Annotated in this window: 14 protein-coding genes and 1 tRNA gene; 11 read left to right on the top strand and 4 right to left on the bottom strand. The window is 73.1% G+C overall.

Annotation, left to right across the window (positions count from 1 at the left end):
- Positions 1–5: 5 nt before the first annotated feature.
- The 3 genes from rplI to V1258_RS08860 all read left to right on the top strand — a co-directional run bounded on the left by rplI (position 6) and on the right by V1258_RS08860 (position 2,486).
- Complete coding sequence (gene rplI / locus V1258_RS08870) at positions 6–476, top strand: 50S ribosomal protein L9 (RefSeq protein ID WP_329749305.1); 471 nt, start codon at positions 6–8, stop codon at positions 474–476.
- Positions 477–855: 379 nt separating this feature from the next.
- The gene (locus V1258_RS08865; protein ID WP_329749304.1) at positions 856–2,295 is read left to right on the top strand and encodes an amino acid permease; all 1,440 of its coding nucleotides are present in this window, start codon (positions 856–858) and stop codon (positions 2,293–2,295) included.
- A 107-nt stretch (positions 2,296–2,402) separates the two neighbouring features.
- A tRNA-Leu gene (locus V1258_RS08860) sits at positions 2,403–2,486 on the top strand.
- Positions 2,487–2,703: 217 nt separating this feature from the next.
- Here the strand turns inward: V1258_RS08860 and V1258_RS08855 are convergent.
- Positions 2,704–3,255 carry an NYN domain-containing protein gene (locus tag V1258_RS08855; protein WP_329749303.1) on the bottom strand — a complete coding sequence of 184 codons (552 nt, stop codon included), beginning with the start codon at positions 3,253–3,255 and terminating at the stop codon, positions 2,704–2,706.
- A 53-nt stretch (positions 3,256–3,308) separates the two neighbouring features.
- Here V1258_RS08855 and V1258_RS08850 point away from each other — a divergent pair, with 53 nt between their 5' ends.
- A complete protein-coding gene (locus tag V1258_RS08850) occupies positions 3,309–4,718 on the top strand; it encodes a protein adenylyltransferase SelO (RefSeq protein WP_329749302.1) in 1,410 nt (469 codons plus the stop codon).
- Between the two features lie 116 nt (positions 4,719–4,834).
- Entirely contained in the window at positions 4,835–6,163 is a 1,329-nt protein-coding gene (locus V1258_RS08845; protein WP_329749301.1) for a mechanosensitive ion channel, read from the top strand.
- 15 nt (positions 6,164–6,178) lie between these two features.
- On the opposite strand, the gene V1258_RS08840 is transcribed toward V1258_RS08845, so the two are convergent.
- Positions 6,179–7,384 (bottom strand): DUF4091 domain-containing protein, encoded by a 1,206-nt coding sequence (locus tag V1258_RS08840; protein WP_329749300.1) that lies wholly within the window; start codon positions 7,382–7,384, stop codon positions 6,179–6,181.
- A 397-nt stretch (positions 7,385–7,781) separates the two neighbouring features.
- Here V1258_RS08840 and V1258_RS08835 point away from each other — a divergent pair, with 397 nt between their 5' ends.
- From V1258_RS08835 to ppsA, 5 genes are all read left to right on the top strand, one after another.
- A complete protein-coding gene (locus V1258_RS08835; protein WP_329749299.1) occupies positions 7,782–8,468 on the top strand; it encodes an alpha/beta hydrolase in 687 nt (228 codons plus the stop codon).
- A 218-nt stretch (positions 8,469–8,686) separates the two neighbouring features.
- Entirely contained in the window at positions 8,687–10,120 is a 1,434-nt protein-coding gene (locus tag V1258_RS08830; protein ID WP_329749298.1) for a hemolysin family protein, read from the top strand.
- Positions 10,117–11,157 carry a hemolysin family protein gene (locus tag V1258_RS08825; protein WP_329749297.1) on the top strand — a complete coding sequence of 347 codons (1,041 nt, stop codon included), beginning with the start codon at positions 10,117–10,119 and terminating at the stop codon, positions 11,155–11,157. The genes V1258_RS08830 and V1258_RS08825 overlap by 4 nt, the downstream gene beginning before the upstream one ends.
- 226 nt (positions 11,158–11,383) lie before the next feature.
- Positions 11,384–12,226, top strand: a complete 843-nt coding sequence (locus tag V1258_RS08820; RefSeq protein WP_329749296.1) for a pyruvate, water dikinase regulatory protein — start codon at positions 11,384–11,386, stop codon at positions 12,224–12,226.
- 82 nt (positions 12,227–12,308) lie between these two features.
- The gene (ppsA, locus tag V1258_RS08815; RefSeq protein ID WP_329749295.1) at positions 12,309–14,702 is read left to right on the top strand and encodes a phosphoenolpyruvate synthase; all 2,394 of its coding nucleotides are present in this window, start codon (positions 12,309–12,311) and stop codon (positions 14,700–14,702) included.
- Between the two features lie 52 nt (positions 14,703–14,754).
- On the opposite strand, the gene V1258_RS08810 is transcribed toward ppsA, so the two are convergent.
- Together V1258_RS08810 and V1258_RS08805 are read right to left on the bottom strand one after the other, a co-directional pair.
- Positions 14,755–15,150, bottom strand: a complete 396-nt coding sequence (locus V1258_RS08810) for a hypothetical protein (RefSeq protein WP_329749294.1) — start codon at positions 15,148–15,150, stop codon at positions 14,755–14,757.
- A 92-nt stretch (positions 15,151–15,242) separates the two neighbouring features.
- A complete protein-coding gene (locus V1258_RS08805; protein WP_329749293.1) occupies positions 15,243–16,820 on the bottom strand; it encodes a LarC family nickel insertion protein in 1,578 nt (525 codons plus the stop codon).
- Between the two features lie 101 nt (positions 16,821–16,921).
- On the opposite strand from V1258_RS08805, the gene V1258_RS08800 reads away from it, so the two are divergent.
- Positions 16,922–18,169: an AAA family ATPase gene (locus V1258_RS08800; protein WP_329749292.1), complete on the top strand. Its 1,248-nt coding sequence runs from the start codon at positions 16,922–16,924 to the stop codon at positions 18,167–18,169.
- Positions 18,170–18,524 lie beyond the last annotated feature (355 nt).

Genomic DNA, 18,524 nt, shown 5'->3' with positions numbered 1-18,524 from the left:
TAGACATGACCACCAAGCTCATCCTCACCCACGAGGTCTCCGGCCTCGGCACCGCCGGTGACGTCGTCGACGTCAAGGACGGCTACGCGCGCAACTTCCTGATGCCCCGCGGTCTCGCGACCCCGTGGACCAAGGGCGGCCAGCGCCAGCTCGACCAGATCCGCGCCGCCCGTGGCAAGCGCGCGATCGCCTCGCTCGAGGAGGCCCAGGCGCTCAAGGCGACCCTGGAGTCGAAGCCCGTCGTCATCGCGGAGCGCGCCGGCGAGAACGGCCGCCTCTTCGGCGCCGTGGCCTCCAAGGAGGTCGCCGAGGGCGTGAAGTCGGCGTTCGACAAGGACATCGACCGTCGCACCGTCGAGTTCCCCGCCCCGATCCGTGCGCTCGGCGAGCACAAGGCGACCGTCCGTCTCCACGACGACATCTTCGCCAACCTGCTCATCCAGGTCGTCGCCGCGAAGGGCTCGTCCAAGGCCTGATCGGCGTACTCCGCCGAGTGGAGTACGAGCGGCAGGCGATCAGACGGTCCAGCACCGGCCTGATCGTCCAGGGCCCGCGCAATGGCCCGTTTCTCAACCACTTTCGCCTCAGAAATGGTTGAGAAACGGGCCATTGTCATGCCCGGCGGGGCGCCGCGGCGGGCGGGGCGAGGTCGACAGTGTCGGCTCACGAGCCAGAACGACCGCGGATCTGGCTCGCCAGCCGACAGTGTCGACCTGGCCGGGCCCCGGCTCCGGCCTCGGCCCGGCCAGCCCCACCCCCGGCCCACCCCTCGGCCCCCGCCCCGCCCCGCCTGGCGCCCGGCAACCGGGAGGTCCGATCCCGGTCCGCGAGAGCGCCTCGCCTATCCTCGTGCGGGTGAGCTCCCCGACCCCCACTTCCACGTCGGTCCCCTCCGACGACCACCAGGGCCTCGCCCGTACCCTCGGCCATGGCCAGATGGCGATGATCGCCATGGGCTCTGCCCTCGGCACCGGGCTCTTCCTCGGCTCCGGCGAGGCGATCGGCTACGCCGGCCCCGCGGTCATCGTCTCCTTCGCGCTCGGCTCCCTGATCGCGGCGACCGTGGCCCTGTCGATGGGCGAGATGGCCTCGCGCCACCCGGTGCGCGGCGGCTTCGGCACCCTCGCCGCCCGTTACCTGTCCCCGTTCTGGGGCTACCTCAGCCGCTGGCTGTACTGGATCGTCACCGTGTGCGTGACGGGGGCGGAGCTCGTCGCGTGCGCTGCCTACCTCGCGTACTGGCTCCCGGGCGTGCCGATTTGGGCGGGGATCCTGCTGTTCGCGGCGGTGATCATCGGGATCAACCTGTTCAGCGTCGGCTCCTTCGGCGTGGTCGAGTTCTTCCTGTCCTCGATCAAGGTGATCGCGGTGCTGGTCTTCCTCCTGATCGGCGCGGCACTCGTGCTGGTCGGGGTGCCGGGCGCACCGGCCGCGGGGTTCGTCGAGCTCACGGCCGACGGGGGCTTCGCCCCGATGGGCTGGAGCGGTGTGTGGGTCGCGCTCTCGGTCGTGATGTTCTCCTTCGGCGGCATCGAGCTGCTGTCGATCACGGCCGCTGAGGCGAAGGATCCGGCGCGTTCGATCCGCACTGCCGCACGGACCACGATCGTGCGTCTGGCCTTCTTCTACGTCCTGTGCATCGGGATCGTGTTGTGCCTGGTGCCGTGGCGGGAGGCCGCTGGGACCGGTGGCGAGGTCGCGACCTCGCCGTTCGTGATGGTCTTCGACCGGATCGGGGTGCCCGGCGCCGCCCATGTCACGAACCTGCTGGTGCTGATCGCGGCGCTCTCGGCGGCGAACGCGAACCTGTACGCGGGCAGCCGGATGATCCACTCCCTCGCCTCCGACGGGCTCGCTCCTCGCTTCGCCGCGCACACCACCGCGCGGAAGGTGCCGGCGGTCGGCATCGCGCTGAGCTCGGTGGGCCTGATCGGTGCGGCGCTACTGGCCTTCTCCGGGGTGGGCGGCGTGTTCGGCTACATGATGAGCCTGGTCGTCTTCGCGGTGATCCTGGTGTGGGTGCTGATCCTGCTGACCTTCCTCTCCTTCCGACGCCGCGGGATCACCGGGGCGACCTTCCGGATGCCGGGCGGCTCGGTCACCGCCGTGGTGGGTCTGGTGGGTCTGCTGGCCGTGCTCGCGACCGTCGCCGTGCGGCCGAGCATGCAGGTCGCGGCGATGGTGGGCGTCCCGGCGGTGATCGTGGCGAGCCTGCTCTACCTGGTCGTGGGGCGTCGACGCGTCGATCCGCGGGACATCGACGAGGCCTTCGAGGAAGCGGAGTCGATGCGCTGAGAGGTCTTCGTCACTGTGCGGCCCGGCGGTTTGGGGCCGGGGTTCTCGGAGGGTAACCTAGGGGAATCTTCGGTCTCGGTGTGTATGGCACCCGGTGCCGGAGCCACGCGCAAGTGGCGGAATTGGTAGACGCGCACGGTTCAGGTCCGTGTGCCGGAAACGGCGTGGGGGTTCAAGTCCCCCCTTGCGCACCGCGGAGAAACCCCGGTTCACCCAGGTGAGCCGGGGTTTTTCGTCGTCCGGGTGGCGGGCGCGGCAGTGGCCGACGACAACCGACGGGTCGGCGCCCGCCGACGGGGCCGTGACAGCCGACCGGGCCCCGACGGTCGACCGGGCGTTGACGGCCACCGGGCCCCGACTGCGGGCGGGGCCTAGCCCCGCCCGCGCCGCCCCGCCGGCCCGTCCGGCTCAGAGGATGAACTCCAGCGGGTCGAACTCGTCGATCTCGATGATGCGGACCCGCGGCAGGCGGCTCGTGAAGGCCTGCACGTCGTACTCGAGGTCGTGCAGCTCCACGCCCGGGATCTCGCGCAGGTCCCCCGACATGAACTCCGTGAAGCCGACGATCGCGGTGCGCCGCTCCTCGTCCTCCGCGAGCGCCTCCATCTGCGGGACGAAGTCGCTGTCGTGGCTGACCAGCATGACGTCCGCCTCGCGCGGGACGAGCGCCTCGGCGGTGCGCTGGATCGCGATGTCCACGACCTTGCCCTCGCCGCGCAGCGGCACCGGGGTGTAGCCGAGCGCGATGAGCGCCTGCACGAAGTTGAGCGGCAGGCTGTCTGAGACGGCGAGGAAGAACAGGCCCTTGACCTCCTGCTGCCAGGCCGACTCCGCATGCTGCAGCAGCTTGTTCCAGCGCGGCCGCTCCTCCGGCTGGGGCCGACGGCCCAGCACCGAGCTCCCCAGGGTGGCATCGATGTTCTCGCCGTCGACGAGGAGGTACGTGGTGCGCTGCGTCATGGGGACGAGCCTACGCGGCGGGCACGTAGCCTGGAGGGGATCAGGAGGTGGCCATGCTCCCGCTGCAGCAGACCTACGCGCAGGCGCTCCCCGAGCTGTGCGTGCCGTGGCGCGCGGACCTCCCGCCGGACCCGGAGATCGTGTGGCTGAACGAGCCCCTCGCCGCGGAGCTCGGGCTGGACCTCGGCCGGCTGCGCGGTCCGGAGGGGATGGCCCTGCTCACCGGGCAGATCGACGGCACCATCGCCCAGGCCTATGCCGGCCATCAGTTCGGCAGCGCGAACCCGCAGCTCGGCGATGGCCGGGCTGTGCTCCTCGGCGAACTGGTCGACACCTCCGGCCGCCGGGTCGACCTGCACCTGAAGGGCTCCGGCCGCACCCCCTTCGCCCGCGCCGGGGACGGGAAGGCGCCGCTCGGCCCGATGCTGCGCGAGGCCGTGATCGGCGAGTTCCTGCACGCCACAGGCGTGCCGACGACGCGGGCCCTCGCCGTGCTCACCACCGGGGAGCGGATCGCGCCGCGGCAGGGGGTGACGCCGGAGCCGGGCGCCCTGCTGGTGCGCGTCGCCGCGAGCCACCTGCGCGTCGGCACGGTGCAGGCCGCCGCCTGGCATCACGGCCCGGAGGTCACCGGGCGCCTCGTCGACCACGTGATCACCCGCCACCACCCGTCGGCCGACGGTCCGCTCGGGCTGCTCGCCGCGGTCACCGGCGCGCAGGCCGAGCTGGTCGCGCAGTGGATGCTGCTCGGCTTCGTCCACGGCGTGATGAACACCGACAACATGGCGCTCTCCGGGGAGGGGATCGACTACGGGCCGTGCGCGTTCCTCGACGTCCACCGGGACCAGGCGGTCTTCTCCTCGATCGACCGCAGTGGCCGCTACGCCTACGGCAACCAGCCCGGGATCGCGCTGTGGAACCTCTCCCGCTTCGCCGAGGCGCTGCTGCCGGTGATCGACGCCGAGGACCCGCAGCATGCCGTCGACGCGGCGACCGAGGTGCTCGAGGGCTTCGAGCCCGCGTACCTCGCGGCGCGCGCCCGCGGACTCGCCGCGAAGCTCGGCGTCACGGGCGGGCAGGACGAGGTGCTCGCCCTCGGGGAGGACCTGTTCGTCCTGATGGAGGCGCAGTCGGTGGACCACACGGGGTTCTTCCGCGCCCTCTCGGCGGGCGGGGCCGAGGCGCTGTTCGCCGACCCCGAGCCCTTCCGCGCCTGGGCCGCGCGGCACGAGGCGCTGCACGACCCGTCGGCCGACGGGCCCGCGGCGCGGGCGAACCCGCTGTACGTGCCGCGCAACGTGCAGCTGGACACGGCGCTGCGCGCCGCCCACCTCGGTGATCCGGGCCCGGTGCTCACCTTCCTGGACGCGGTCTCCGCACCGTTCGAGGCCAGACCCGGGCTGGCACATCTCGAGGGGCCCGAGGAGGGCGGAGATCGTTTCCTGACCTTCTGCGGTACCTGAGGGGGACCGCCGGCACCCCTCTCACCTGCGGCTCTGGACCTGGCTCGGAGAGTGGTGAATGCTGACTGTGAGACCGGTCACGGTCTCCATCCATTCCCCGAGCATCGGAGGACCCCGTGGGTTTCCTATCGAGCGTCAACTGGGCGGAGCTGGGACTGAAGGTCCTCGCCGCCATCGTCATCCTCGTGGTGACCGCGATCCTGGCCATGGTGGTCAAGGGTGCGGTCGCCAGACTGACCCAGAAGATCCCCGCTCTGCAGAAGCCCGGGGTCGACGGCGCCGGGCTCGGCGCGTCCATCGGGGCGATCGCCTCGATGATCGTGTGGCTGCTGGGCCTGATCATGGTGCTGGGCATCTTCCAGCTCTCGCAGGTGCTCTCGCCCGTCGTGGTGATGCTCGAGAGCGCCCTGGGCTACGTCCCGAACATCATCGGCGCCCTCTTCGTGTTCATCATCGGCCTGACGATCGCGAAGATCGCCCGCGCCCTGATCCGCACGGCGCTCTCGACGGTCGACTTCGGGAAGCTGCTGGGCACCGCCCGGTCCGGGATCGACCGTGCGACCGGCGGGGCGACCGCCGCCCCGCACGCGGAACCCGCCGGGCAGCATCCCGCCGCGCAGCAGCCCGGCGTGCCGGGTCAGCCCGCCCAGGGCCGGGCCCCCGGTCAGCCCTCCAAGCTCCCGGAGATCCTCTCCCAGGTCGTGTTCGCGCTGATCATGATCGTGGTCTCGATCGCCGCGCTGCAGATCCTCGGCATCGCCTCGATCTCCGAGCCGGCCTCCGCGATGCTCACCGCCGTGTTCACCGCGATCCCGAACATCATCGCGGCCGCCGCCCTGGTCGCGATCGGCGTGCTCATCGCCCGCTTCGTCTCGGGCCTGTTCCGTCCGCTCCTGGAGAGCTCGGGCATCGACACCTGGCTGACCCGTCAGGAGATCCTCCCCGCGGGCTCCTCCGTGGTGCCCACCGTGCTGCGCGTCCTCGAGATCGCCGTTGTGCTGTTCTTCGCCGTGATGGGCGCCCAGGTGCTCGGCTTCCCGCAGATCACCGCGTTCCTCAGCGAGATCCTCGCTCTTGGCGGGAACGTGCTGTTCGGCGGCGCGATCATCGCGGTGGGCTTCTTCCTCGCCACGATCCTGGGGAAGATCCTCTCCGGCACCGTCTCCACGGTGGTGCGCTGGGCGGTCATCATCCTGTTCACCGCCATGGGCCTGCAGTCGATGGGCGTGGCCGACTCGATCATCGAGATGGCCTTCGGCGCTCTCGTGATCGGTGCCGCCGCCGCCGCGGTCCTCGCCTTCGGCCTCGGCGGCCGGGACGCCGCGGCGCGGCAGCTCGCGAAGCTCGAGAGCCGGAAGCCCGCGACGACGGCCGGACCCGCCGCGACGGCCGGGCCCGCCGCGACGGCCGGGCCCGCCGCGCAGCCCGGCGCCCCGCTGGAGTGACCCCCGCGGCGCGGCTCAGGCCGTCGCCGCGAGGATCCGCTCGTCGACCGCCCGACGCGCCCGCAGGTGCTCCTCGACGTCATAGGAGAAGGACGAGTATGTGAGCGTCCGTCCCTCGTCGACGAGCGCCGCGGCCGTCGGGCGGTCCGTGAGCTCCGCGAGACGTGTCAGGGCCCGGTGATCCCACATGGCCTGGGCGAGCACCCGATGGCGGAGCGACAGCCACGGCGTGCCGTCGGGCCCCGGGTAGACGGCGAAGGCGTCCCCGCCGTAGAAGACGCCGCCCGCGCAGGTGTCCGCGAACGGATCGATCGGGCGCAGCGCGAACTGCGACCACCAGAAGGTGTAGCCCCAGTGCAGGAAGCCGGGCGCGTCGAAGACGAACAGTTGCCGGCCGAGCACCCGGGAGCGCACCGAGGGCAGGGCGATGAAGTGGTTCGCGACCTCCCGGTTCTGGGCGACGCAGCAAAAGACCCACGGCCGGTGCCCGGCGGCGAGGAACGGCTCGACGTGGTCCGTGGCGACGATCGGGGTGTCCACCAGGCCCTGCTGGGCGTACTCGAGGGAGCTCAGCGCGTCGACCACCTCGGCGCCCTCCAGCAGATCCGCGACCTGGTCCTTCGCTGCGCGATAGGCGTCGAGGTGCTCCGCCGAGGGCTCGTCGGACACGTGCCACAGCACCCGCCCCTCCCAGTGCTCGGCGAGATGGGTGCGCAGCGCGGGGATCAGCGTCTCGAGCAGCCGACGGTAGGAGGGATCGGTCGCCGGGACGTGCCAGCCGAAGCGGTGCTCGGGGCCGCCCGGCGTCCCGACCTCGATCGCCGGGGTCGCGCGCGCTCCCCATTGGGTGAACAGGTGCGCGATCTCGAGGCAGGTGATCCCGAGCCGGCGACAGAGGTCGAGCCAGCCGTCCAGGTTCGTCATGTCCAGGACGTACTCGCCGTCGACCTCGGCGATGCCCACGAGCTGCACCGTCGGCCGGCGATGCCCCTCCGCCGTGTCGAGCGGCGGCGTCCAGGAGGGGATGAGCACGGAGGTGACGCCCATGTCCACGGCGGAGGCGAGGAAGGCCTCGATCAGCTCCCAGTGCCGCTCCGAGAACACCGGCACGCCGTAGTGCTCAGCGAGGGAGTCGGCGTGGAACCAGTGGGTGTTCACCAGCGCGAGCGGCGGCAGGGAGAGGGGGTGGATCCGCAGGTCGGCGATCTCCTCGGCGAGCACGGCGTCGTCGGCGGCGCGGGGCGACAGGGTCGGAGCGCGAGTCGGCGCGGATCGCCGCCGACCATCCTGTCAGGTCTGCGGCCTGCGTAAACGCCCCGGCCATAAATCCATTGCCCGCGCTGCCGCCCCGGGTCTACGGTGGAGGCACATCGAAAGGAGGTGATCCGAGGAATGAATGACCTTCGGACTCGTGAGGTGGCTCGCCGCTGAGGCAACCCCTCGACTCTGACCCGCATCAGCGGGCCCCCAGATCGACGGACCGCAGCGAATCCACCCGAGCTGCCCGGACCCGCAGGGGTCGGCCCTTGTCCAGCCGACATGCGCACCGCGCACCCTGCGGGTTCGCCCCTGTCCGGGCGCGGATCGGCGGCGCCGCCACGCGGACTACGCTTCGCTCGTGACCTCCGTGAGCTTCCCGCCGGTGACCCGCCTGACCCCCGCCCCGTCGGCGATCGACGACGCCGCCGTGCGCTGGTTCCCGCATCCGCCCCGCGAGGACGACCGCGTGGTCCTGCTGCTGCACGGCCTCGGCTCCCACGAGGGCGATCTGCTCGGCCTCGCCCCCGCCCTCCCGCGGGACGTCGTCTACGCGTCCTTGCGTGGCGTCTTCGGCTGCGGCGCCGGCTTCGCCTGGTCCGCGCCGCCGCCCGTGGACCCCGCCGATCCCTCCCTGCTGCAGGAGGCGGCCGCCGCCGTCGAGGGCTGGATCGCGCGCACCGCCCCCGGTCGCGTGATCGGCGCGATCGGCTTCTCGCAGGGCGGGATGCTCTCCCTCCAGCTGCTGCGCCGCGACACCCGCGCCCTCGACTGGATCGTCCAGCTCTCCGGGAGGCCCTTCCCCGCCCCGATGCCGGGGGACGCCGCGCTCGCCGCCGCCCGCCCGCCGGTGCTCTGGGGCCACGGCGGCCAGGACCCCCTGTTCGGGCCGGCGGCCGACGAGGAGGTGCGCACCTTCCTCCGCGAGCACACCGACGTCGAGGAGGTGCTGCGCCCGCAGCTCGGCCACGGCATCGACGAGGAGGAGCTCGCGCAGATCATCGGCTTCGTGCAGCGGCAGCTCGGCGGGGACGGCGCAGCGCGCTGAACCGGGCCGTGCACCGCCTCCCGCGAGGCGTCCTCCACAGCGCTCCGGCCCGGGGCCCGCACGCAGGGAGCGGGCTGTAGCATTCCCTCAGTCCCGACCGAGATGCGGTCGGGCCATGAGGAGCACCAGGAGATCATGAGCGCCGCCAGCGACGCCCCCAGTGACAGTCCCAGGCCTTCGGGCCTGCACTCTTACATCACACGCGGGGGGATCCGGCCATGGATCTGATCGGCCCCCTCGTCTCCCTCGCGATCGGGCTCCTGCTCATCGCCGCCTGCGGCGGATTCGTCGCCGCCGAGTTCTCCCTGATCACCGCCAACCGCAACGACGTGGAGGCGGCCGCCGCCTCCGGCGACAAGCGGGCCCGCGGCGTCCTGGAGGGCATGAGGACCCTCTCCACGCAGCTCTCCGGAGCGCAGCTGGGGATCACCGTCACCAACCTCGGCATCGGCTTCCTCGCCGAGCCGGCGATCGCCGCGATCGTGTCGCCGACGCTGGAGGGCTGGGGCCTCGCCCCCGTCGCCGCCCGCTCGGTGTCCGTCGCCCTGGCCCTCGTGCTCGCGACGGGCATGACGATGATCTTCGGCGAGCTGGTCCCCAAGAACCTCGCGATCGCCCGTCCCCTCGAGACCGCGAAGGCCGTCGTCGGCTTCCAGCGGATGTTCACGAAGGTCCTCGGCTGGCCGATCCGCCTGTTCAACGGCAATGCGAACGCGATCGTGCGCCGTCTCGGCGTCGAGCCGCAGGAGGAGCTCGGCTCGGCCCGCAGCGCCGAGGAGCTCTCGGCCCTCGTGCGCCGCAGCGCCGACGAGGGCGCCCTGCCCGCGGAGACCGCGACGCTCGTGCAGCGCACCCTCGCCTTCGGCGACCGGCGCGCCCACGACGCGATGGTCCCGCGCGGCCGCATGGACGTCCTGGAGACCACCGACTCGGTGCAGGACCTGCTGGACCTCGCCCGCGAGAGCGGGCACTCCCGCTTCCCGGTCCTGGACCCGGAGAACGAGATCGCCGGAGTCGCCCATGTGCGCCACGGCCTCGCCGTGCCCTTCGCCGAGCGACCCACCACCACCGTCGCCGCCGTCATGGGGCCGGCCACCTTCGTGCCCGACACCGTGCCGCTGGACGACCTGATGGACACCCTCCGCGGCGGCGGCCTGCAGATGGCCGTGGTGATCGACGAGTTCGGCGACCACGCCGGCCTGATCACCCTCGAGGACCTGGTCGAGGAAATCGTCGGCGAGGTCCGCGACGAGCACGACGAGGAGACCGACCCGGCCCCCGAGGCCGACGGCTCCTGGGATTTCGACGCCCGCACCCGGCCGGACGAGGCGACCGAGAGGCTCGGCGTCACCGTGCCCGAGCACGAGGACTACGACACCCTCGGCGGCCTCGTGACCATGGAGCTCGGACGCCTCGCGGAGGTCGGCGACGAGGTCGTGGTCGACACCGACCCCGCCCCCGGTGAGGACCCGGCGCGGGTCCGCATCGCGGTGACCGAGGTCGATGGCCTGCGCATCGAGACCCTCCACCTGAGCGTCGAGCCCGTCCCCGCGGACGAGGACGACGACGGGGCCGAGGGATCCGAGAAGCAGGGCCGCGGTGCTCGCCAGGACCGGGGCGGCCGTGACGAGTCGAAGGAGGCGCGTCGATGAGCGACTTCACCGGACTCGCCCTCACGCTCGTGCTGCTGCTCGCCAACGCCTTCTTCGTCGGCGCCGAGTTCTCCCTGATCTCCGCCCGCCGCTCGATCATCGAGCCGAAGGCCCTCGAGGGGAACTGGGCCGCGAAGCGCACCCTCGGCGCGATGGAGCAGGTCAGCCTGATGATGGCGGGCGCCCAGCTCGGCATCACCGTCTGCTCGCTGGCGCTCGGCGCTATCAGCGAGCCCGCGATCGCGCACCTGCTCGAGGTCCCCTTCGCGTGGATCGGCGTGCCGGAGGCCCTCCAGCACCCGATCGCCTTCGTGATCGCCCTGTCCCTCGTGACCTACCTGCACGTGGTCTTCGGCGAGATGGTCCCCAAGAACATCGCGCTCGCCGGCCCCGAGCGGATGGCGCTGATCCTCGGCCCGATCCTGCTGGGCATCGTGACGGTCCTCCGCCCGCTGCTGTGGGCCTTCAACGGCCTCGGCAACCTGGTGCTGCGGATCCTCGGCGTCGAGCCGAAGGACGAGGTCACCAGCGTGTTCACCCGGGACGAGGTGGCCGCGATGGTCAGCGAGTCCAAGGAGGGCGGCCTGCTCGAGGACAACGACGAGGCCCTGCTGCTCGGGGCGCTGTCCTTCGAGGGGCGCTCGGTCGCGAACCTCGTCATCCCGCGCGGCCGGGTCTCGACCCTGCCCGAGGGCGTGACCCCCGCCGCCGCGGAGGTCGCCGCCGTGGAGGGCTTCAGCCGCTTCCCGGTCGAGGCGGCCGACGGGGCGCTCGTGGGCTACATCCACATCAAGGACGTGCTCGAGGCTTCCGAGGAAGCCCGCGACCGGCCGATCCCCGCCCATCGCATCCGCGGCCTGCCGCGGATCGGCGCGGACCAGCCGCTGCGTCAGGCGCTCGCCCAGATGCAGGCCTCCGGGGCGCATCTCGGCGCGGCCACCGACGCCTCCGGCGCGGTGATCGGCATCGTCACCCTGGAGGACATGCTCGAGGAGCTCGTGGGGCAGATCCGCGACGACTCGCGCGCCGCGGCCTGATCGCGGATCCTCCGCCCGACGGGGCGCGCGGCCACCCGGCCGCGCGCCCCGTCTGCACATTCCGGGCCGAGTGAGCGTGCATCTCCGCGCCCTCGCGCACGAGCGGCGTGAGGCGCGCCACTGTCCCGCCCGCGACGGCCCCGTCGGCCGTCGCGTCGGTACCTTGGCCGCAGCACGACGACGTGCCCCGGCCCCGCGCCGGACCCGACGCGAGAGGGAATGCCGCATGGCCCTCGCCCAGCCGCAGGACGACCGCCCGCACGCCCCGGTGCCGGTCTTCTTCGTGTCCGACTCGACCGGCATCAGCGCCGAGACCATGGGCAACGCGCTGCTGCTGCAGTTCCCGAGCGTCCCCTTCGAGCGGCGCGTGATCCCCTTCGTGCGCACCGCCGCGGAGGCCCGGGAGGTGCGGGCACGGCTCGATGCGGCGGACGGGGCGATCGTCTTCCTCACCGTCGTCGACGACGCGGTGCGGGCCGAGCTGCTCACCACCCGCGCGCTCGTGATGGACCTCGTGACCGAACCGCTGACACGGCTCGAGGAGCGCCTCGGCGTCCACGGCGACCACGCCCCGGCCCGGCTCCACGGCGTCGGCGACGTGCACCGCTACAACCGGCGCATGGCGGCGGTCGAGTTCGCGATCGAGCACGATGACGGGCAGTCCATCCGGGCGCTCGAGAAGGCGGATCTCGTGCTCATCGGCCCCTCCCGCTGCGGCAAGACCCCCACCAGCATGTATCTCGCCCTCCAGCACGGCCTGTTCGTCGCGAACTATCCGCTGATCGACGAGGACCTCGAGGCGGAGGTGCTGCCGGAGTCGATCCGGCGCCTCGCCGCCCGCTGCGTGGGCCTGGTGACCTCGCCGCAGCGCCTCGCCGAGGTGCGCGCCGAGCGCCGGCCCGGCTCCCGCTACGCCTCCCTCGCACAGACCCGCTGGGAGCTCAGCCGCGCCCGACGGGTCTGCTCCACGCACTCCATCCCTGTCGTCGACTCCTCGACGCGGTCCGTCGAGGAGATGTCCGCCCTGATCCTGCAGAGCCTCGAGCAGCGCGGAGTCCCGCCCCGCTGAGGCCCGGCCGCCGAGACCGTCCGCCCGTCCCCACCCCACCTCCCGGCCCCATCTCACCCCCACCCCCACCCCAGGAGCAGCAATGACGCAGCGCATCCGATGGTTCTCCGAGCTCGGCCTCGACGATCTCGAGCAGGTCGGCGGGAAGAACGCCTCCCTCGGTGAGATGGTCTCCCATCTCACCGCCCTCGGCGTCCAGGTCCCCGACGGCTTCGCCACCACGGCCGACGCCTACCGGGAGCTCATCGCAGGCACCGGCCTCGCCGACCGGATCGACGCCCGCCTGCGGGACCTCGACGTGGAGGACACGATCGCGCTCGCCGAGGCGGGGGCCGAGATCCGCCGCATGGTGATCGAGCAGCCGCTCCCCGCCGCCCTCGAGGACGAGATCCGCACCGCCTACGAGACGCTCGCCGCCGGCAGCGGGGCGGAGGTCTCGTTCGCGGTGCGCTCCTCCGCGACCGCCGAGGACCTGCCGGACGCTTCCTTCGCCGGCCAGCAGGAGACCTTCCTGAACGTGCGCGGCATCGACGCGGTGCTCACGGCGATCCGCGAGGTGTTCGCCTCCCTCTACAACGACCGCGCGATCGCCTACCGCGTCCACCACGCCTTCGACCACGCCGCTGTGGCGCTGAGCGCCGGGGTGCAGCGGATGGTCCGCTCAGACCTCGGGGCGAGCGGCGTGCTGTTCACCGTCGACACCGAGTCAGGCTTCCCCGGCGCCGTGTTCGTGACCAGCGCCTACGGCCTCGGAGAGGGGGTGGTGCAGGGAGCGGTCAACCCGGACGAGTTCTACGTGCTGAAGTCCGCGCTGCGCGAGGGGAGGCCCGCGATCCTGGCCCGGAGCGTCGGCGAGAAGGCGACCGCGATGGTCTACACCGCCGATCGAACCGTCGGCCGGACCACGGAGTTCGTGGAGGTCGAGCCGGTCCGTCGGCGGCGGTTCTCGCTCACCGACGAGCAGGTCTTGGACCTCGCCCGGCAGGCGCTGATCATCGAGGAGCACTACGGCCGGCCGATGGACGTCGAGTGGGGCCTGGACGGCGCGGATGGCGGGCTGTACATCCTGCAGGCGCGCCCCGAGACGGTGCAGTCCCGCGCCGGATCCACCGTGGAGAAGCACCGGCTCGAGGAACGGGGTGAGGTGCGCGCGGAGGGCCGCGCGATCGGGGCCCGGATCGGCGCGGGACCGGTGCGCGTGCTGGCCTCCCTCGAGCAGATGCACGATTTCCGGCCCGGCGAGGTGCTGGTCGCGGACATGACCGACCCCGACTGGGAGCCGATCATGAAGCGGGCCGCCGCGATCGTCACCGACCGCGGGGGACGCACCTGCCACGCGGCGATCATCGCCCGCGAGCTGGGGATCCCCGCCGTCGTCGGGACCGGGAGCGCGACGGGCACCCTGCGCGACGGCGAGGAGGTCACCGTCTCCGCCGCCGAGGGCGACACCGGCTACGTCTACACCGGGAGGCTGCCGGTCACCGTCACCACCGCGCAGGTCGACGCGATGCCCGAGATCCCCACCCGGATCATGATGAACGTCGGCAATCCGGAGCAGGCTTTCTCCTTCTCCCGGCTGCCGCATCAGGGCGTGGGCCTCGCGCGGCTCGAGTTCCTGGTGAACCGGCAGATCGGCATCCACCCCCGCGCCCTCCTCGAGCTCGACCGGCTCGATCGGGATCGGCCCGAGCTCGCCGAGCGGGTGCGCGAGCGGATCGCCGCCTACCCCGGGCCGCGGGAGTTCTTCGTGCGCCGCCTCGCCGAGGGCGTCTCGATGATCGCGGCGGCCTTCGCCCCCGAGCCGGTGATCGTGCGGATGAGCGACTTCAAGTCCAACGAGTACGCGAACCTGCTGGGCGGGGACGCGTTCGAGCCGCGCGAGGAGAACCCGATGCTCGGCTACCGGGGCGCCTCCCGGTACGTCTCCGAGGACTTCGCGGCGTGCTTCGCGCTGGAGGCCGAGGCGCTGCGCCACGTGCGCGAGGTGATGGGGCTTGCGAACGTCAAGCTCATGATCCCCTTCGTGCGCACCCCGGAGGAGGGGCGGGCGGTGATCGACCTGCTCGCCTCCCACGGCCTGGTGCGCGGCGAGAACGGGCTCGAGGTCATGATGATGTGCGAGATCCCCGCGAACGCCCTGCGGGCCGAGGAGTTCCTCGAGCACTTCGACGGCTTCTCCATCGGCTCGAACGACCTCACGCAGCTGACCCTGGGCCTGGACCGCGACTCGGCGCTGGTCGCGGAGCGGTTCGACGAGCGGGACCCCGCGGTGCTCTTCCTGCTGCAGCGCGCGATCGAGGCCTGCCACGCCGCCGGGAAGTACGTCGGCATCTGCGGGCAGGGGCCGAGCGACCATCCGGACCTCGCCCAATGGCTCGTGGACCGGGGCATCGACTCGCTCTCGCTGAACCCGGACACCGTGGTCGAGACCTGGCAGCGGCTGGGGCAGCGGGGAGCACGGGCCGGGACCGCCTGAGCGGCGGCTCGCGCGGGGTCGCGCGACGCCCGGCCGACGGGGATGCCGGTGGTCAGTCGTCCACGTGGTCGACGGCCACCGGCATCATCTCGCCGGTGCGGGTTCCGGGCCCGCCGTGGCTCTCGGTGCCCGGCACCGAGGTGACCGTGGTCAGCAGGAAGACGGAGTCGTCGAGCGCCTCCACGCCGTGACGGTGATGGGTGAGGGCCTCGACGTGCCCCGTCTCGAGCACCACCGGGTCCTCGCCCGTGATGCGCACTTTCCCGCGGATCATCTGGATCGAGGCGGCGGGCGGGGAGTTGTGCTCGCCGAGGGAGACGCCCTGGCGGAGCGCGATGACGGTCTGCCGCAGCGGGCCGTCGTGGATCAGGATCTCGGCGTGACGGCCGTTGGGGGCCTTCCGGGCCTCCGTGATGGCCAGGGTGATCGCCTCGGACAGGGCGGGCATGGGGTCCTCCTCGCAGCGACGTCGCGTCACTCCAGTATGGGCCGCGCGACGCGTCCCGTCAGCGGATCGGCGAGGTCCGACGGCGAGTCGGGTCAGCCGTCCGCGGCGGCGCGGGCGCGGGCCAGCATCTCGCGCTCGCTCACCCCGGCTGCCGCTGCGGCGGCGGCGACGTCCCGGAACTCGGGCTCGCGCCGCACGATCTTCCCGTCGGCGTCGCGGGCGACCTTCACCGCGATCCGGTGCCCGTCGACCTCGACGCTCTCGAAGGAGCGGGTGCGGATGGTCCGCTCGACGCGGTGGCGGCGCACGCCGAGGCTGCCGGTGCGGTCCATGAGCAGGACCGATGCTGCCTCGACCGCCTCCTCGCGGACCAGGGCGTGGACCGTGACCGCGGGCCGGCCGTGCTTCATGACGATCGGGGTCAGCCAGGCGTCGAGCGCGCCGCCGTCGAGCAGGTCCTCGATCACGCCAGGCCACAGGCGCGGGTCGAGGTCGTCGACGTTCGCCTCGAGCTGCACGGCGGCGGTGGGGGTGTCGTGGGCGTCCGCCGCGGCGACGGAGCCCGAGACCGCGGCGGGGCTCGAGGAGGCGACGGGTCTCGCCGCACCGGCGGTGCCGACGAGGACCCGCACCACGTTCGGCCGACCGGGGGTGTCCTTGGTGCCCGCGCCCACCCCGAGGGCGAGCACGGTCATCGCCGGCTGCGGGCCCGCGGTGGCCGCGAGCCCGCGCAGCAGCGCCACGCCCGTGGGGGTCGCGAGCTCGCCGATGCCGGGGGCGACGCCCGCGGGGACCCGCCGCCCGCCGTGCTCGTGCGGGCCGCCGGCCATGTGCGCGGGAAGGGTCGCCTCCTCGGCGGACGCCGGGTGCTCGTGCGCGGCCACTGCGGCGTCCGAGGCGGGGACCTCGACGGCGGGGTGCGCGTGGCTGTGGCCGTGATCGTGAGGGTGCGCGTGGTCGTGCGGGTGAGCGTGGGAATGACCGTGGGAGTGACCGCTCCCGTCGGCGTGCGTGTGCCCGTGGTCGTGATCGTGGGAGTGCCCGTGAGCGTGGGAGTGACCGTGGCCGCGGGCGGGGAGGATCTCGCCGGCGACCGTCGGCCAGCCGAGCGCGAGCCGCGCCACCGCGGGCACCGGCACCGGGATGTCGCCGTGCGCGGCGCGGATCCGGCCGCTGCCGACGGCGAGCACGCTCCCGGTCCCGCCCTCGATGCCCAGCTGCCGCCAGGCCTCGCACGCCCCGATCACGTCCGCGAGCGAGTCCAGCGCCCCCACTTCGTGGAAGTGGACCTCGCCGGCGGGGACTCCGTGGGTCGCGCCCTCGGCGTCGGCGAGTCGCCCGAACACCGCGAGGGACAGGTCGATGGTGCGGGCGGGAACGTCGTCGCGGCCGCGGGCCCCCTCGAGCAGGGCCCGGATCGAGGACCAGGTGCGGTGCGGAGGATCCTCGACCAGCACCTCCACGTCGACCTTGGTCGCGCTCTGCCCGCCGCGGTCCACCCTCCGGCGCACGAAGCGCACCGAGCCCGGGACCAGCGCATCGAGCACCCCCTGCACGGCGTCGAGATCAGCGCCCGCGTCCACGAGCGCCGCGAGAAGCATGTCCCCGGCGATCCCGGCGGTCGCGTCGATGTAGGCGGAGCGAGGGGCGGCGGGAGCGTCGGCGGTCATCCCCCGATCGTAGAGCGCCGCGCGTCGGCCCTCGGGAGCCGGTCGAGCGTCGGCCCGCCTCGATAGGCTCGACCCGCCCCGATCCCGCCCCAGGAGGCCCGATGCCCCGCAGCTCCCGCGGAGACCGTCCGCAGACCGGGCCGTCGAGCCCCGCCGCCCCGGGCGGTGCCGAGCGGAACCCCTTCACCCCCGGCTTCGGCCTCGTCCCGCGCGTCCTCGCCCTGCAGGGCACCCCCGTCGAGAACTTCGCGGCCGCGCTCGCCGGTCGGCGCGGCGCCGGCGAGCGGTCCGTGCTGATCGCCGGCGCGCGCGGCGTCGGCAAGACGGTGCTGCTCGGGCAGCTGCGCGAGGTGGCCGCACGCGCCGGCTGGCGCACCTTGGTGCTCCACACCTCCTCGGCCTCGATGGTCGAGGAGCTGCGGGGCGGCGCCGTGGACCTGCTGCGCGAGGTCGACCCGGAGGCGGAGAGGATGCGCGCCACCTCCGCCGAGGGCGGGGCTTTCGGGGTGCGCGCCGGGGCGGATGTCGAGTTCGTCGACCGCTACGCCGGAGAGAAAGTGCCGCTGGGCCGCCTCCTCGAGCGCCTCGCCGCCCTCCTCACCCGGGCCGGCGGGGGACTGCTGGTGAGTGTCGACGAGGTGCAGTCCGCGGAGCATGCCCAGCTGCGCGAGGTCACCCAGCACCTGCAGGACCTCATCGGGTCGGGCCACGGCGCGGGCTTCCTCGCCGCGGGGATCCGCACCGGCGTCGACGAGCTGCTCGCCCACCCGGGCACCACCTTCCTGCGCCGCGCCCACCGGATCGACATCAGCTCGGTCGACGTCGGCACCGCCGCCGAGGTGATCCGGCAGACCGTCGCCGACACCTCCCGGACCATCACCCCCGAGGCCGCGGTGCGGGCCGGCGAGATCAGCCACGGCTACCCGTACCTCATCCAGGTGATCGGCGCGGAAGCCTGGGCCCGGGCGGGCGAGGCGAGCACGATCGAGATCGAGGACGTCGACGCCGCGCGCGCCGCCACGGTCGACGCGATGGTGGTCAACGTCCACGGCCCCGCCCTCCGGGACGTCACCGGGCGGCGCATGGACTACCTCCAGGCGATGCTCGAGGACGAGGGTCCGAGCGCCGCCGGCGACGTCGCCGACCGCCTGGGCCTGGACACCCGGGCGGCGGGGGTGCACCGTGCCCGGCTGATCGGCGAGGAGCTGCTGCAGGCCGCCGGCCATGGCCGGGTCGAGCTCGCCCTGCCCTATCTGCGCGAGGCGCTCGAGCGGGTGCGCGAGACCGGATCCACCCGCCGCGCCGCCGCGCCCGCCCAGCTCACGCGGCCCGTGCGGCGGAACGGCTGACGGGCCACCCCCGCCTGGGCTGACCGAGGCCCCGTCCGGACCGCGGCCCCCGCCCCCCGGCCACGGCTTTGCGCGCTGTGCTTCCAGGAGTGGAAGCACAGCGCGCAATGGTGCGCGCGGGTACGTGAGGGGAGCTGCTCGGTCAGCCAGCGGCACATCCGGGTCGCGTTCCCGTCCCAGCGGATCTCGGCGGAGCCGACGAACCCGCTCGCGAGCTCCGGGGCGGACGCGAGGAAGAAGGTGCTGGTGCCGGCCTCCTGACGGGCGACGCGGGCGGCGTGGGTCCGGGAGTTGGCCGTCGGCGCCCACGCCGAAGGGGCCAAGCCGATATCCCCGGGCGAAGCCGCCGAGCGGC

The organism is Brachybacterium sp. J153 (assembly GCF_036311905.1).
Taxonomy (GTDB): Bacteria; Actinomycetota; Actinomycetes; order Actinomycetales; family Dermabacteraceae; genus Brachybacterium.
Note: the sequence above shows the minus strand (reverse complement) of the source record. Positions and strands in the feature narration are given on the sequence as shown.